Genomic DNA, 16,383 nt, shown 5'->3' with positions numbered 1-16,383 from the left:
AGGAAGGTATATACCCCTAGTATATCTGATGCTAGGGGTAAGCTACAGATATGCTTTAGAAAACACTCAAATAACCTCAGATTGATACATATCTTCACTTTGTGAAACATCGCTTCATAGACGTGGATTATCATCAAAATTTCAAGCAAACGATAAAACAAACGTTTGCGCCATGAATGAAATACACTATTATCCACGCACTTTACCAACTCCTGTTCTGGGTATGATATGAAACTAAAACGCACTTTATTGGCTTCAGCTATGGCGAGCCTAGCGCTGTTCCCATTCGCAAGTTCGGCAATGGAAAAGGCTGACCTGATGATTACCGATGCGATGGTTCTAACCATGAACCAAGACAAAACGGTTTATGAAAGCGGTACTGTTGTGGTCAAAGACAACAAAATCATTGCGGTTGGTGATGCTTCACTAGAAAAGCAGTACCAAGCTAAGCAAGTGTTAGACGTTGATGGCGATATCGTTATGCCGGGTCTCATCAATACTCATACTCATGTATCAATGACAGTTTTTCGTTCGTTGGCCGATGATGTGCCAGATCGCCTACACCGCTACATCTTCCCGCTAGAGAAGAAGCTAGTATCGCGAGACATGGTACGCATTGGTGCCAACCTAGGTAACGTTGAAATGGTGAAAGGCGGTGTGACCACTTACGCCGACATGTACTACTTCGAAGATGAAGTCGCAAAAACCGTCGATAAGATCGGTATGCGTGCCATCCTAGGTGAAACGGTGATTAAGTTCCCAGTCGCCGACGCGGCCAACGCAGAAGAAGGCATTAAGTACGCGTTGAACTTCATTGAAGAATACAAAGATCACCCACGCATCACACCAGCGTTTGCCCCACATGCGCCTTACACCAACACCACAGAGATCCTACAGAAAATATCTAAACTATCCCTAGAATTAGATGTTCCAGTAATGATTCACCTTGCAGAATCACACCGTGAAGAAGAGAAAATCGCAGAGCGTTCTGATGGATTGTCCCCGGTTCAATACATGGACAGCATTGGCGCACTCAACAAGAACTTGGTGGGTGCACACATGATCCTCGTTGACGAACATGATATCGAACTGGTGAAGAAATCGGATATGGGCGTGGCTCATAACATGAGTGCTAACATCAAGTCAGCAAAAGGTGTATCACCTGCCCTTAAGATGTATGACGAGAACGTGCGTATCGGTTTAGGTACTGATGGCCCAATGTCTGGTAACACACTGAGCACCATTGATGAGTTCAACCAAGTCGCTAAAGTTCACAAGCTAGTTAACAAAGATCGTGCTGCGATGCCGCCGATCAAAGTGATCGACATGGCGACAATGGGTGCAGCAAAAGCGCTGCACATGGAAGATAAGATCGGCTCTCTTGAAGCAGGCAAACTGGCTGACATCATAGTGATCGATACTAAGGCGCCAAACATGGTTCCAGTCTACAACCCATACTCAGCACTGGTGTACTCAGCTAACTCAGGCAATGTTCGTCACTCCATCGTTGATGGCAAGATCATCATGCAAGATCGCGACATGCTAACGGTAGACGAAGATAAGATTCGTCAAGAAGCACTCGATTTCACCAAGGTTGTTCGTGAAACGGTGATTGAGTCTGGTGAGGTGGTTCAATAACGCTACCGAATTAGATAAACGGTTTTCCGTTCAGATCAAAAAAGGCCTCGTTGATGAATCTCAGCGAGGCCTTTTTAATACGAGTTTTTTAGATGATTAACGAGTGCAGTCATTAATCATCATTGCTCATTCAATAATCTGTCTTACCAGAATACGTCTCGACGTTTTGCTCGAGCAATAATATTGTCTGGCATTCTCTGTTCCAGACCGCTACGAAGCACAGTGATACGTCTGTGTTGTCTTTGATCTGCGGTTACCGAGTTATACAACCAACGGTAAGCATCTTCATAATCCAATGGGCTACCGTAGTCACGTAACAAGAGTTCCGCTAAGTGAATGCTCGCACTTAAGTTGCCCATAGAGGCCGCTTCACGTAGATACGGAATCGCACGCTCTTGATCTTGTTGTACCAAAGTACCACGAGAGTAATAACGACCTAACTGCTCTAATGCAGCGGGTAAACCTTGATGTGCCGCGTTTTCCATATAGTAAAGGCCAAGCTCTACATCTTGTGGAACACACACACCCCAAGCCAACATATCACCGTATAAAAACTCATAAGAAGGCAAGCTAATACGCGTTGCACGAGCAACGATATCTTCAACTAACTGGCACTTATCAGCTTTCACTCGCTCTAGATGTTGATTATTTTCGATTAAATTAATCAGTCCAGCTTCTGTATATATTGGAACGGGCTCTCCCACATCAGCCAAATTAGCATGACTCAAGGGTGAGCTCAGCGCCATTATTAATGAAGCTGCCACAATTCGTAGCTTCATACCTGCACTCTATTATCTGTCGCTAAAGTTATCTATTGAGGAATGCAGAGGATTTCTACACGCACAAAACAGGGTGAACTTCACTTTCCATGATATCTGTATCGGCAATAACCCCGACGGCTTTAGACAAAACTTGCCGCTAATGGGCAATATTTTGCCTGATGACGCTTAAAAGATCACCATCAAAGAGTGAACGGCTAAATTGCAGGTATTAAAAAGCCGACTTAATAAAGTCGGCTTTTAGAAAACTATTTTATTATCAAAGCACTGTTCGTGCCTGGTAATCACTCAGCAGGCATTATGCGCCGTATGGGTGAACCTTGATGATAGTTTCGTTACGATCTGGGCCAGTTGATACGATATCAATTGGAACGCCAGTTAGGTCTTCGATACGCTTGATGTAATCTAGAGCAGCTTGTGGAAGCGCGTCGATAGATTTAGCACCAAATGTGTTTTCAGACCAACCAGGCATTGTTTCGTAGATTGGCGTCGCTTCTTCGAATGACTCAGCAGCCATTGGAGAAACTTCTAGGATAGAACCATCTTTCATCTTGTAACCAGTACAGATTTTTAGTTCTTCTAGGCCATCTAGAACGTCTAGTTTAGTTAGACACATACCAGATAGAGAGTTGATTTGGATTGCACGACGCATAGCAACAGCATCGAACCAACCAGTACGACGTAGACGACCAGTTGTTGCGCCAAACTCGTGACCAACATCGCCTAGGTGTTTACCAACTGGGTCTTGCTTCTCAAGGCCATCGTATAGCTCAGTAGGGAATGGACCTGAACCAACACGAGTACAGTAAGCCTTAGTAATACCAAGGATGTAACCGATGTGACGAGGACCGAAACCAGAACCTGCAGCAACACCACCAGCAGTCGTGTTAGAAGACGTTACGTATGGGTAAGTACCGTGGTCGATATCTAGTAGCGTACCTTGAGCACCTTCGAACATGATCTTGTCGCCGCGCTTACGTGCTGCGTCTAGTTCGTCAGTTACGTCGATAACCATCGCAGTTAACATATCTGCGTAGCTCATCGCTTGCTCAAGAACTTCTTCGTAGCTTACTGTTTCAGCTTTGTAGAAGTGCTCTAGTTGGAAGTTGTGGAATTCCATCACTTCTTTTAGCTTCTCAGCAAATGCTTCTTTATCGAAAAGGTCACCAACGCGTAGACCGCGACGAGCAACTTTATCTTCATAAGCAGGACCGATACCACGACCCGTTGTACCGATAGCTTTAGCGCCACGAGCGATTTCACGCGCGTTGTCGATTGCAATGTGGTACGGAAGAATTAGAGGACAAGCTTCAGAGATGAAAAGACGTTCACGTACTGGAATACCGCGATCTTCAAGAGGCTTCATTTCTTTTAGAAGTGCGTCAGGCGATAATACTACACCGTTACCAATAACACATTTAACGTTATTACGTAGGATGCCTGATGGAATTAAGTGAAGAACGGTTTTTTCACCGTCAATTACAAGTGTGTGACCTGCATTGTGACCGCCTTGGTAGCGAACCACGTATTTTGCATCTTCAGTTAAAAGGTCAACGATTTTACCTTTACCTTCATCACCCCATTGGGTGCCTAGAACGACTACGTTATTTCCCATCTTTCCAATTTCTGTTGCTAATTAAAAATGGATTCTAGCACTGAATCACACTTCTTGCAGTCACTTTTTGTTCATAAACGTTAACGCTGTACAAAAATAAACCAGCCATAACTGGGGGCAGATGTGTAAAGATACTGATATCATTGCTTTTTTACAGACAAAAGGCAGAACCATGTCTCAATCAATTTGGCTCGCTATTGGGCTCGTACTTATTGTGGAAGGGCTCGGCCCCTTGATTGCACCCAATGGCTGGAGAAACATGGTCGCGCAACTGAGCGAGCAACCAGACACGCAACTGCGCCGCATTGGCGGTTGTCTTGTGGTGGCTGGAGCGGTTATCGCTTTCATGACCTACCGCTAGGTTTAGGTTTCTATAAGTAGAACGCTATTGAGCGCCTTCCCTTGCGCCCCCAATCGTAGATCTGAAAACAATAGAAAACAAAAAGGCTCCCATTATGGGAGCCTTTTAAGTTCTAACGTATTTTGCTTATTGAGCTAAGCATTTACTAACGCATCAGCTTACTTTGCTGGAGCGCCGCTTGCTTGATTCATGTATTGGAAGAAGTCAGTCTTCGGATCCAGTACTAGAATGTCGCTCTTATCGCTAAATGATGTCTCATAAGCTTGCAATGAACGCATGAAGCCGTAGAACTCAGGATCTTTGCTGAACGCATCAGAGTAGATCTTCGCTGCTTCTGCATCCGCATCACCACGAGTGATTCGAGCTGTACGGTCAGCTTCAGCAAGAACTGTTGCCACTTCTAGCTCAGCTTGAGCACGGATAACTTCCGCTTTCTCACGACCTTGAGAACGGTGTCTACGAGCAACCGATTCACGTTCTGCACGCATACGGCGGTAGATAGATTCACTGATTTCGTCAGGAAGGTTAATCTTCTTCATACGAAAATCAACAACTTCAACACCTAAATCAGCCATCGCACTTTCTGCCGTTCCAGACAAAACGTTCTCCATGATCTTATCGCGTTCGCCATCAACTTCTAGTGCTTCTGCAGCCGCTACCGTTGTGACGACTTCGCTATCAGCAGAGTCTGGCAGGATGTCCTTGTTACGAGGGCCTGACACGATCTGCTTAATTTCACGAGAACCAATTTCAGAACGAAGAACATCTGTCACTTTACGCTCAAGAAGTGCTTCTGCCGTCATGATATTACCGCCACCGGTACTCAGATAGAAACGTCCAAAATCAGCAATACGCCATTTTGCGTAAGTATCAATTAGAACGTCTTTTTTCTCTGATGTTACGAAACGGTCAGAACGGCCATCCATCGTTTGAATACGAGCATCAAGTACTTTTACGCGATCAAACATCGGTAGTTTAAAGTGCAGACCTGGTTCATAGATTCGTGATACGCCGTTGTCATCGAGAACTCGACCAAAACGAATTACCATGCCACGCTCACCTTCTTGAATCACAAACACTGACATCAATAGAAGGGCAATCGTCACAACTAATACAGGGATCATTAATTTACGCATTATTAGTATCTCCCTTGGCGTGAACTGTCTGAACGAGTTTGAGTGCTAGGCTTTGGATCCGCTTGAGTTTCTAACTCAATTTGATCGTAAGTTGATGATGCTTTTGCAGGGCGAGAGCCCGACTGAGAACCACCTTGTGCGCCTAGCTTATCAATTGGTAGGTATAGCAAGTTACCGCTTGATTCAGAATCAATCAGGACTTTCGATGTGCTTGAGTACACTTTTTCCATTGTATCTAGGTACATACGGTTACGTGTTACTTCAGGAGCAGCTTGGTATTCAGGTAGCAGTTTCTCGAATTGAGCAACTTGACCTAGAGCACCATTAACTGTGCGCTCTGAGTAACCCACCGCTTCTTTCTTCAAACGCTCAGCACGACCTGTTGCTTTTGGAAGAATGTCATTTCGGTAAGCTTCAGCTTCACGCTCGAAACGCTCTTCATCCTCACGAGCCGCGATAGCATCATCAAATGCATCTTTCACTTGCTCAGGTGGACGTGCTGACTGGAAGTTCACATCAACAATCAGAATACCCATATCGTAGCTATCAATAATACGGTTCAACGTTTCTTGAGTGCTTTGACGAATCTGCTGACGACCACTTGTCAGGATACTATCCATTAGTGAGTCACCAATTACCGCACGAAGCGCGGAATCGGTTGCTTGACGTAAACTGTCGTCTGCATTCGTTACACGATACAAGTACTTGTATGGGTCAGAAACACGGTATTGAACACCCATTTCAACGGTCACAACGTTTTCATCTTTCGTTAGCATCGTGCCAGCAGCACGTAGAGAACGAATCGCTTGAACGTTTACTAGTTGCTCATCACTGATTTCATCGATGAAGCGTGGGTGCCAGTTAAGACCAGGTTCTTCGATACGGTCGAACTGACCCAGTCGAAGTACTACTGCTCTTTCTGCTTCGCCAACGGTGTAGAAACCAGCGAAGAACCAGATAGCAATAGCAATAACGGCAATGACACCAAAGCCAATTGCACCGCCACCACCAATAGATGGCCCGTTACCGTTGCCACCCTTTTTACCAAACTTGCCACCTAACTTTTGACTTAGTTTATTAAACACTTCGTCTAGATCTGGCGGTCCTTGATCTCGGCCGCCGCGATTATTTTTATTACCCCAAGGGTCATTATCGCGGCCGTTATTATCGCCGTTGTTGTTATTTCCAGGCTCATTCCACGCCATTAGAAAGCTCCATCATTTGATATGACGTTATACTGTAGCAGTCTCTTTGGTAACGATAAAGTCACCTAAGAGCGCCCCTTCTCTTTTTTCAAGTTTAGACCAATCTATTTGTTGCATTCGGATATCTATCAACAAGTTACCATTTTCATCATACTCTTCCTGTTGAATACATTTCATCTCGAAGAATAAGCTGCGAATGCGACCCTGATGTTGATGTGGAATACACAACCGGAATTGAACCATCTGGCTAGCTAAACGCTCAGTTAAAGCTTCAAACAGTAGCTCAATACCTTCTCCTTCCATTGCAGAAACCCAAACAGCGCGAGGTGCGCCCTCTTCGTCTCTTTCAATTCGAGGTTTTTGGTCTTCCATGCAGTCAATTTTGTTCATGACTACAAGGGTTGGCACTTCATGAGCATCGATTTCTTCTAATACTTCATGAACAGCCTGAATGTTCTCACGAAAACGGTCATCACTGGCATCAACAACATGTAACAAAATGTCAGCTTCCTGCGTCTCTTGTAATGTTGCCTTGAACGCAGCGACCAAGTCGTGTGGTAGATGACGGATAAAACCTACGGTATCTGCGAGAATTGCAGGCCCGACATCTGCCAAATCAATCTTACGTAGTGTTGGGTCTAGGGTTGCAAACAGTTGGTCTGCCGCATAAACACCAGCACTTGTGATGCGATTGAAAAGTGTTGATTTCCCTGCGTTGGTATAACCAACCAAAGAAATTGTTGGGATTTCAGCTCGATTACGAGCACGTCGTCCTTGTTCACGCTGTTTAGCAACTTTCGCTAAACGACGTAGTATTGCCTTTATACGGTCACGCAACAAACGTCGATCGGTTTCCAGTTGAGTTTCACCTGGACCACGAAGACCAATACCACCTTTCTGCCTTTCAAGGTGAGTCCAACCACGAATCAATCGGGTAGAGATATGACGAAGCTGAGCGAGCTCAACTTGTAGCTTACCTTCATGAGTTCGCGCACGTTGTGCAAAAATATCTAAGATCAAACCCGTGCGATCAATCACACGACATTTACACAATTGCTCGAGGTTGCGCTCTTGGGCAGGAGAGAGGGAGTGGTTAAAAATCACAATTTCAGCACCGGTCAGCTGAACAGCTTGTGCGATTTCTAGGGCTTTACCTTCTCCAACGTAGTATTTAGGGAGTGGGGATTGTCGGCTACCAGTAATCACTTGTAGCGTTTCTACCCCCGCTGAGGAGACCAGCATTTCACATTCGCTTAGATCTTCCCATTCTCCCTCTTGCGTGAAGTTGATATGAACAAGTACGGCTCGCTCGCCGGATTCATAACGGTCAAACAAGCAACCAACTCCTTATTACAGCGCAAGCTGTACAAATTGAACGATTAATCTTCAGTCTTCTCTGGACGATCAGATGGCGTGCGTTGCTCGCCGCTGTGGTGACTAACTGCGCGAGCAGGTACCACAGTAGAAATCGCATGCTTGTAAACCATTTGGTTTACTGTGTTCTTCAATAAGATCACGAATTGATCGAAAGACTCGATCTGACCTTGCAGCTTAATGCCGTTAACAAGATAGATAGAGACTGGAATGCGCTCACGACGGAGTGCATTTAGGAATGGGTCTTGTAGCGATTGCCCCTTAGCCATTTTATTTTCCTTATTTGTATTTTGTTGTAATTATTTAGCTAGTGGTGCACAAAAAGGTGCGGCCTTTGCATCTGAGCTAAATGAATAAAAAAACTCCGTTGTTATTGAAAGGCTGTGATTTTTAAAAGCCTCAATAACGGATCCTTTCCAGAGTATATTCACGCAAAAGCGATCACATTATACACAGCAATACTAATCAGATGCTATTGCATCTGAAAGAGTTTCTAACGCTTGATCAATGTTTTCGCTATCTAACCAAGTTAAATCATCCCAACTGCGCAACCAGGTGATTTGTCGCTTGGCCAACTGACGGGTTGCACAGACACCACGGAAAACCGCTTCGTCTAAATCACAATTACCGTCTAAATAATCCCACATCTGCCTATAACCAACGCATCGGATCGATGGCAGTTCAGGGTGAAGATCTTCTCTGGCGTACAACGCCTTCATTTCATCTTCAAACCCAGCTTCTATCATCTTCTCGAAACGCAGCTCAATGCGGCGATGGAGTTCAGTCCTTTCCTTGGGAGCTATTGCAAATTGTTTTACACGAAATGGCAGGCTATCGCCTTTCGTTTGAGTTAGCTCTGTTAATGTTTTACCCGAAATTCGGTAAACTTCCAATGCCCTTGAAAGCCTTTGTGGATCATTTGGGTGTATTCTTTCAGCGGATACGGGATCTATCTCTCTTAATTGATCGTGCAATGCCTGCCAACCTTGTTCGATAGATTCCGCTTCAATCTGCTTACGAATCTCTTGATCCGCGGCTGGTAATGGCGATAAACCTTCCAACAATGCTTTGTAGTACAGCATTGTGCCACCAACAAGTAACGGGATTTTGCCTTCCGCTACAATCTTATTCATTTCATTGATCGCATCACGACGAAAATCTGCCGCAGAATACGCTTCGCTTGGATCCAAAATATCAATCAAGCGATGAGGCGCGAGCTCAAGCTCTTCCGCATCCGGTTTAGCGGTACCAATATCCATGTCTTTGTAGATCAATGCCGAATCGACGCTGATGATCTCTACAGGGTATTTCTGACGTAAGCGGATAGCTAAATCTGTTTTTCCTGACGCCGTTGGGCCCATTAAAAACAACGCTAAAGGTAATTTTTCAGTCATGATATTTTGTATTTGCTTCTCTGTTTTAGCGCTTTTTAGCAAAGGGCTTTGTGTCGCGACGTATTCAGCTAAAAAGACAAAGGTCGTCGCGAAAAAATTAAACCGTAAACGCGGCTATAGTCGCTGAAAAGTCGATAGGATTAACAAACTCTGGATCATCTAATGGAAGTAGACCATGCCAAAGTTGTTCTAGTTCCCCAACTAGTTGAACCGCTTCAGATAAAGTGTAGTCGCTTTTTACTTGTGCGGTTTGAATCCCGATCCAGTTAACCAAAGCTGACAACATGTCATTAGGTTGCTTCACTGCACCCTGGGCATTTATTGAAGCCGCGTAAGATAACAGATCTGGGATCAAAATTTGTAAGTTTTGCTGCCTTAAAGGAGAAGGCACGCCCATCACCATTACCGCCTCGCTGTTTCGCGCCTTAAGCTCAATCCCCAGTAATGCCAGAGTTTGACTCAGCGCCTTAGCAACTTCGACAAGTTCACTACCCAGCTTAATCGATAAAGGCACCAATAGTGGTTGGCTTTTTAACGCACCACCTCGAGTATCAAGCTGACCAACAACACGCAATAACTCAGCCTTAGCCAAGGAAACCAGCACACTGCCGTTCTTATTGCCCATTACCAGATACTGACGTTCCACAATCGAGACCGCTTTGCCCAAGTCCGTTACAGGTGCTCTTGGCTTTAAATGAACAGGATTCTGTTGAGCAGGCTTAGCTTCTTTATTTTCTTTATTTTCTAAGTTGTCTCTGGTTTCTACTGGTGCCACATGCTCTTGAGAAAGTGAAGGCTGTACAACTTGCTCATCAAAATCTGGCGTTTTCAGAAGCTCTTTATAGGCTTTCACTTCTCGCTTAGATGGCGCGGGTTCACCATGATGTTGGTGTGGCTCTTTCTCTTTTCTCGGAACAGGTCGAGACTCTATCCACTCTTGGCGAGAGGAACCGGTAAAACTGCTGTCACTAGTAGCCGAGCTTCGGCCAGCTAATGAACTTGGACTGGTTGATGAGCTTGGGCTAATTGATGAAACATAGTGTCGCCCACCATCATTAACGCTGTGTTGAGGCTTATCAAAAGCGTGCTCTGATTCTGCTTTTCTCGGGTAGGCAGGCGTTTGCTCAATAGCGTGTCGCACCCTATCCGAAACTTGGGTTTGATCCGAACTGCTAGGCATTACGCTTTCTGGCTCAGCGAAACTTGCAACACCATCAACTGCAGAGCTCGTACTATCTTGCTGATGATGAATCACTTCTGACTGATGAAAAGCCGACTGATTGATTGGTGCAGCATCGATCTGCTTGCTCTGCGCTAAACCATCGCTCAATGCTTGGTAAATAAAGTCATGCACAAGGCGCGCTTGATGAAAACGCACTTCATGTTTTGCAGGGTGGACATTCACGTCCACCTGATGTGGGTCGAGTTCAATGAACAACACATACGTCGCGAATTGGTCTGGACGCAGGCTGGTTTCGTAGCTTTGACGAATCGCATGATTGATCAGCTTGTCACGCATCATACGACCATTCACATAGCAGTATTGCAGGTCGCTTTGTTGTCTTGCTCCTTCTGGCGTGGTGATCCAGCCATGAAGTTTTAGGCCTTGATGCTCAAGTTCGATCTTAAGCATATGACGAACAAAAGGATTGCCACATACCGCAGCGATTCGCTTTTCTGCTTGAACTTGTGTCTTGGCAGCGCGGTACTGACGAATCATCTTGCCGTTATGACGAAGGTTGATCGTCACATCAAAGCGACTTAATGCAATACGCTTGAGCAACTCATCAATATGGGTGAATTCAGTCTTCTCGGTGCGTAAGAATTTGCGGCGCGCTGGTGTATTGAAGAACAGATCCAACACCTCAACCGAAGTACCAATTGGGTGTGCTGCTGGCTGCAGTTTTACCTGCATATCACGACCTTCACTGTGTGCTGCCCAAGCTTGATCTTGAGTGGCAGGGCGTGACGTCATGGTTAAGCGCGCAACCGAGCTAATACTCGCCAGCGCTTCACCACGAAAACCAAGGCTGACGATCGCCTCAAGGTCATCAAGGGTATGGATTTTGGAGGTAGCATGGCGGCTCAGTGCTAAGGCAAGCTCATCTTTTACGATGCCCTTACCATTGTCACGAACGCGGATCATCTTGGCGCCACCTTTCTCGATATCAATATCGATACGAGTGGCACCCGAATCCAAACTGTTCTCAACCAACTCTTTTACAACAGAAGCGGGTCTTTCTACCACCTCACCCGCTGCGATTTGGTTAGCTAACCGAGCTGGCAGTATTTTGATCGTCATATTAATTGCTACCTTACTGCCATTGATGGAAACGCTGTTACGTTTGCACTAGTTCTTCTTTTTTAACATTGATATACCTGAAGCCGCTTAGTATTCCCAAGGCTACTTGTGAGGAATAATCAACACTTGGCCGATAGCCAGGCTGTCAGATTTTAACTTATTCGCTTGGCGAATGCTGTTGACGCTCACGCCGTATTTCGAAGCTATCTTGCCAAGGTAATCACCTCTTGCAACTTTGTGTTTGCGCAGAGGAACATCTTTAACTTCAACCGTAATACGTAACTTTTGGCCTACTCTCACCGTCTCTGATTTCAAACGGTTCTCACGTTTAATATCAGCCACCGACACTTTATAGCGGCTGGCGATCTTACCTAGGTACTCTCCAGACTTAACCGTGTGAGTGATGGTCTTCGTTTTAACCGCACTGCTTGATGATGAAGTTGAAGCACTGCCTGGAATCTTAAGTACTTGGCCAATTGCTAGGCTGCTCGATTTCAGATTGTTGAACTTCATCAACGTCTGTGTCGACGTACCATACTTGCTCGCAATCACAGACAAAGACTCACCACGAGAGACTTTATGTTGGCTCACGCTGCCCGTTGATGACGTTGCGTTAGACAAGATAATCCCTTCAGGCGGGTTAGCCTTCAAATACTTAACCACCGCTTTAGTCACTGCTCGTGCCAATTTATCTTGGTGCGAACGTTGGAAAAGAAGCTTCTCTTCCGTCGGATTCGAAATAAAACCTGTCTCTACCAGTACTGATGGGATCTGTGGTGAACGTAATACTGCTAAGCTGGTGTTAATCGGCTTGCTATTGTGCAGTTTCGCAACCTTACCCATTTCAGACAGAATTGCCGTTGCCAGTTTGTAGCCCTCTTTTTGAGAGTGGCTAAACTGCAAATCAAGCAGGGTTTGGTTTACGTTCTTATCATCAATATTGCTTGTGAACGCTGCACCGCTACCACCAAGCAATTCAGACTGTTTCTCTTTATTCTCAATCCAACGAGAGATCTCTGTATTTGCGCGTCGAGTGTTCAATACAAACACTGAACCACCTCTTGGTTGAGGCGTCGTAAAGGCGTCGGCGTGAATAGAGATCAACAGGTGAGCTTCATTCTCTCGAGCAATCGCAACACGTCGATTCAGGTTCACAAAGTAATCAGCATTACGAGTCATACGAGTTTTGATCCCCGGGACCGCATTCAGTTGAGCTGCTAACTTCTTAGAAATACTCAGAGTCGCGTCTTTTTCGTATTTACGCGTAGGACCAATCGAACCTGGGTCTTCACCACCGTGGCCAGGATCAATCACAATTAGAATATCTTTCTGGCGCTTAACCTGATTAATGTTCTTACTTACCGTTGGCTTACTCGGTGTCGATGTCGCTTTACTTGCCGCACCATGAGGTAAATCGATCACCAAGCGGTGTCCATACTGACCACCCGGAGTCGGGCTCAGTTTAAACAACTCTGCTTTAGACGACTTCTTTAACTCAAAAACCAGGCGATAGGTGCTTTTGTCTGGCGGTGAGCTCTTACGAATCTTAGATAGAACAGGGCTGTCTTTCACCTCGACCGGTAACTTAGTCGCAAGACTGGTATTTTTTAAATCAACCACTAAGCGACTCGGGCTACTCAGGGTGAAATAGCTAAAGTCCGCTTCTGACTTTAAATCAATAACCACACGAGTTTCTTCTGGAGAAGGCCAAACCCTCAAACTTTTCAGTGAGTTTGCTGAAACAAGCGAAGAAAACAGTAAAGAGAAAACAGCAGCCATCATGGCCGCTGTTGAAAAAAGGCGTTTAGAAATCAACATAACTCCAACTGACTAAGTAAGCGCTGTCCGTATTCACTATTAGCGGTTAAAGAAACAATACGGTGATCGTCTTGGTAACGAATATCAATATCCAAATCCGCTTCTGGTAGCATCCCATAGCCTTTCTCAGGCCATTCAACCAAACAGATAGCATCTGGCGTGAAGTAATCACGAATCCCCATGAACTCTAATTCTTCAGGATCGGCTAAGCGATAAAGATCGAAGTGATATACCTGCCAGTCGGCAAGTTGATAAGGTTCAACTAGAGTATACGTAGGGCTTTTTACATTTCCTTGATGGCCAAGTGCTTTTACAAAGCCACGACTGAAAGTCGTTTTACCTGCGCCAAGATCACCATGCAGATAAATAGTCGTCTGCTGTGAGCAAAGATTAGAAAGCTCCGTTCCTAATTGAATCGTTGCTTGTTCATCTTTCAAAGTAAATTGTTTCGTGCTCATGAATACGTTCTCTAAAAATCGATCGTTGACTATATAAAAATCAAAAGAACAAGAATAGTAAACCGTGATGCTTTTGGGAGACAAGCACTCAAGTGTAAGTTCTATGAAAAATACTGCTCAAAACGCGTCTGTTCTGGTCAACACCACTAAGATCCGTTAAGATCCGCCCCCATTTTTGCCGAACCTAATTTTAATTAGCCTTATCTCTAATTGTAAAACAGAGAAAATAAGAAATAAGCCATGAATCTAGACCATCTTGCTGAAAAAATTAAAATCTGGGGAAAAGAGCTGGGCTTTCAAAAAGTTGGCATCTGCGATGTTGATTTAAGTGAACACGAAGCCCCTCTTCAAGCATGGCTAGATGCTGGCAACCACGGCGAAATGGATTGGATGGCTCGACATGGGATGATGCGTGCACGTCCTGATGAACTTCACCCAGGCACAATTCGAGTGATCAGCGCTCGAATGAACTACCTACCACCAGAAGCTCAGTTCGCCTCTAACCTAAGCGATACCACTCAAGGCTACATCAGCCGCTATTCTTTAGGCCGCGACTATCACAAATTGTTCCGTAACCAGTTGAAAAAGCTAGGACAAAGAATTGAAAAAGAGGTCGAGGGTTTAGACTCACGCCCTTTCGTCGATTCAGCGCCCATTTTGGAAAGACCACTCGCTCAAAAAGCAGGGTTGGGCTGGACAGGTAAACACTCATTAATTCTTGATAAAGACGCTGGCTCTTGGTTCTTTCTAGGGGAGCTGTTAGTTAACATCCCTCTTCCCACGGATGAACCCAGTGTTGATGAGTGCGGCAAATGCACCGCATGTATCACTTCTTGCCCAACGGGTGCCATTATTGCTGATGGCGTGGTTGATGCGCGCAAATGTATTTCGTACTTAACCATTGAATATGATGGTGTGATCCCTGAAGAGTATAGAGATGCCATTGGTAACCGTATCTACGGTTGCGATGATTGTCAGTTAGTTTGCCCGTGGAATCGTCATGCCGAACTCACAGAGCAAACAGACTTTCACCGCAGAGAAGATTTCCAAGAAGCCGATCTGGTTTCACTTTCAAGTTGGGACGAAGCAACCTTCCTAAAGAAAATGGAAGGCTCAGCAATCAGACGTATCGGCCACACCCAGTGGTTACGCAATATCTTTGTTGCGATGGGCAATGCACCATTTCAACAACGCATTATTGAAACCCTGGAGTCTCATCAAGGCAAAAACGAAATGCTTGATGTGCATATTGAGTGGGCTTTGAATAAACAACTACAGCAGTTACCCAACGCTAGCAGTGTGCAAGAAGATAGCTCTACGCAGAAAAATAGCTGTGTGCAAAAAAGTAACAGCAAAATCTCCACCAAAAAGCACAGACTGATACGTATAGTAGAGAAAGGACTACCAAGAGACGCCTAGCCCTTTTGGTATCAACGATTGACAGCGACACCCACATCGATAGTCCAATATTTAAGACAACTCGTTGCACATAATTTTAGAACAATGTTTGACCTTGTTCTCAATTCTAACAATGTGGAAAAAATTCAGAACTCTCGTAAACTTCCGACACCCGAGCAAAGTTAAACACAGTACCGATAAATGATTAAGATCAAAAAACAACAAGTTAACGATCTTTTATTAAATCCAAGATAGGCATCCAACTTGATAAAAAACAACAAGTTACGATCGCTGCAATTCATCTAATATATTGAAAACAAGAAAGATCTTTTAGGGATAGGTAAAGAATTAAGCCTGAAACAACTTTATCAACCAAGTTATCCACACCTAACATTTTGTGGATAAGTCTGTTTATAGATGTGAAAAACCTCAAGTGTCTGCTTCAGAGACCTGATATTTACTAGCATTTCAGTTGCTAAGAAAAATTTAAGACAAAAAAATATCCACCATGATGGAGGATTATTTGCTTTTTTGGGGGATTATGCTTCGCAGCATTAAAGAAAGAGCGTGACCTTTGCGGTCGCCTTTAAACTCTGTGATCTAAAGAAAAACACGGTGGTTTAAAGAGTCTTAATAGCTTTTTTAGAAGAAAGCTGGAGCGATACATCGGGTTCGAACCGATGACCTCAACCTTGGCAAGGTTGCGCTCTACCAACTGAGCTAGTATCGCATAAGTTATTCGCTGCTCATACTGCCTTGGGCAACAGATAGCGCTTAACTGTAATGTGGTTGCGGGAGCCGGATTTGAACCGACGACCTTCGGGTTATGAGCCCGACGAGCTACCAAACTGCTCCATCCCGCGTCCGAATGCATTATTTAAGTTAATGACTCTGTTCTCTAAAAA

The 16,383-nt window shown here is 44.8% G+C and carries 13 protein-coding genes and 2 tRNA genes; 3 read left to right on the top strand and 12 right to left on the bottom strand.

The genetic code is table 11. The features are described 5' to 3' along the window. Positions 1 to 228: 228 nt before the first annotated feature. The gene (locus AB4138_RS12975) at positions 229 to 1,638 is read left to right on the top strand and encodes an amidohydrolase (protein ID WP_017065627.1); all 1,410 of its coding nucleotides are present in this window, start codon (positions 229 to 231) and stop codon (positions 1,636 to 1,638) included. 143 nt (positions 1,639 to 1,781) lie between these two features. On the opposite strand, the gene motX is transcribed toward AB4138_RS12975, so the two are convergent. Together motX and AB4138_RS12965 are read right to left on the bottom strand one after the other, a co-directional pair. Continuing rightward, positions 1,782 to 2,417, bottom strand: coding sequence for a flagellar protein MotX (gene motX / locus AB4138_RS12970; RefSeq protein ID WP_372128234.1), 636 nt, complete (start codon positions 2,415 to 2,417; stop codon positions 1,782 to 1,784). Positions 2,418 to 2,715: 298 nt separating this feature from the next. Further along, entirely contained in the window at positions 2,716 to 4,032 is a 1,317-nt protein-coding gene (locus AB4138_RS12965; RefSeq protein WP_010434108.1) for an adenylosuccinate synthase, read from the bottom strand. Positions 4,033 to 4,204: 172 nt separating this feature from the next. Here AB4138_RS12965 and AB4138_RS12960 point away from each other — a divergent pair, with 172 nt between their 5' ends. Then, positions 4,205 to 4,393, top strand: a complete 189-nt coding sequence (locus AB4138_RS12960) for a DUF2065 domain-containing protein (protein ID WP_010434105.1) — start codon at positions 4,205 to 4,207, stop codon at positions 4,391 to 4,393. Between the two features lie 158 nt (positions 4,394 to 4,551). On the opposite strand, the gene hflC is transcribed toward AB4138_RS12960, so the two are convergent. From hflC to tsaE, 8 genes are all read right to left on the bottom strand, one after another. Beyond that, entirely contained in the window at positions 4,552 to 5,529 is a 978-nt protein-coding gene (hflC, locus tag AB4138_RS12955) for a protease modulator HflC (RefSeq protein ID WP_017059930.1), read from the bottom strand. A gap of 2 nt (positions 5,530 to 5,531) precedes the next feature. Next, on the bottom strand, positions 5,532 to 6,734 hold the full coding sequence (hflK, locus tag AB4138_RS12950) for an FtsH protease activity modulator HflK (protein ID WP_017063176.1): 1,203 nt from the start codon (positions 6,732 to 6,734) through the stop codon (positions 5,532 to 5,534). Positions 6,735 to 6,761: 27 nt separating this feature from the next. Next, positions 6,762 to 8,069, bottom strand: coding sequence for a ribosome rescue GTPase HflX (hflX, locus tag AB4138_RS12945; protein WP_017059928.1), 1,308 nt, complete (start codon positions 8,067 to 8,069; stop codon positions 6,762 to 6,764). A 44-nt stretch (positions 8,070 to 8,113) separates the two neighbouring features. Continuing rightward, the gene (gene hfq / locus AB4138_RS12940) at positions 8,114 to 8,377 is read right to left on the bottom strand and encodes an RNA chaperone Hfq (RefSeq protein ID WP_017059927.1); all 264 of its coding nucleotides are present in this window, start codon (positions 8,375 to 8,377) and stop codon (positions 8,114 to 8,116) included. Positions 8,378 to 8,569: 192 nt separating this feature from the next. Then, positions 8,570 to 9,502: a tRNA (adenosine(37)-N6)-dimethylallyltransferase MiaA gene (gene miaA / locus AB4138_RS12935; RefSeq protein WP_017059926.1), complete on the bottom strand. Its 933-nt coding sequence runs from the start codon at positions 9,500 to 9,502 to the stop codon at positions 8,570 to 8,572. Positions 9,503 to 9,599: 97 nt separating this feature from the next. Beyond that, positions 9,600 to 11,804: a DNA mismatch repair endonuclease MutL gene (mutL, locus tag AB4138_RS12930; protein ID WP_372225548.1), complete on the bottom strand. Its 2,205-nt coding sequence runs from the start codon at positions 11,802 to 11,804 to the stop codon at positions 9,600 to 9,602. 102 nt (positions 11,805 to 11,906) lie between these two features. After that, positions 11,907 to 13,622: an N-acetylmuramoyl-L-alanine amidase gene (locus tag AB4138_RS12925; RefSeq protein WP_372158196.1), complete on the bottom strand. Its 1,716-nt coding sequence runs from the start codon at positions 13,620 to 13,622 to the stop codon at positions 11,907 to 11,909. After that, positions 13,616 to 14,080, bottom strand: coding sequence for a tRNA (adenosine(37)-N6)-threonylcarbamoyltransferase complex ATPase subunit type 1 TsaE (gene tsaE / locus AB4138_RS12920; RefSeq protein ID WP_004735870.1), 465 nt, complete (start codon positions 14,078 to 14,080; stop codon positions 13,616 to 13,618). The genes AB4138_RS12925 and tsaE overlap by 7 nt, the downstream gene beginning before the upstream one ends. A gap of 240 nt (positions 14,081 to 14,320) precedes the next feature. On the opposite strand from tsaE, the gene queG reads away from it, so the two are divergent. Then, complete coding sequence (gene queG / locus AB4138_RS12915) at positions 14,321 to 15,499, top strand: tRNA epoxyqueuosine(34) reductase QueG (protein WP_017059922.1); 1,179 nt, start codon at positions 14,321 to 14,323, stop codon at positions 15,497 to 15,499. A gap of 633 nt (positions 15,500 to 16,132) precedes the next feature. Here the strand turns inward: queG and AB4138_RS12910 are convergent. Together AB4138_RS12910 and AB4138_RS12905 are read right to left on the bottom strand one after the other, a co-directional pair. After that, positions 16,133 to 16,208 (bottom strand) — tRNA-Gly (locus AB4138_RS12910). 56 nt (positions 16,209 to 16,264) lie between these two features. Then, a tRNA-Met gene (locus tag AB4138_RS12905) sits at positions 16,265 to 16,341 on the bottom strand. Between the last annotated feature and the right edge of the window lie 42 nt (positions 16,342 to 16,383).

The sequence above is a fragment of the Vibrio sp. 10N.286.52.C3 genome (genome assembly GCF_041468865.1).
Taxonomy (GTDB): domain Bacteria; phylum Pseudomonadota; class Gammaproteobacteria; order Enterobacterales; family Vibrionaceae; genus Vibrio; species Vibrio crassostreae_C.
The sequence above is the reverse complement of the archived record's forward strand: the minus strand, read 5'-3'. Positions and strand labels throughout refer to the sequence as shown.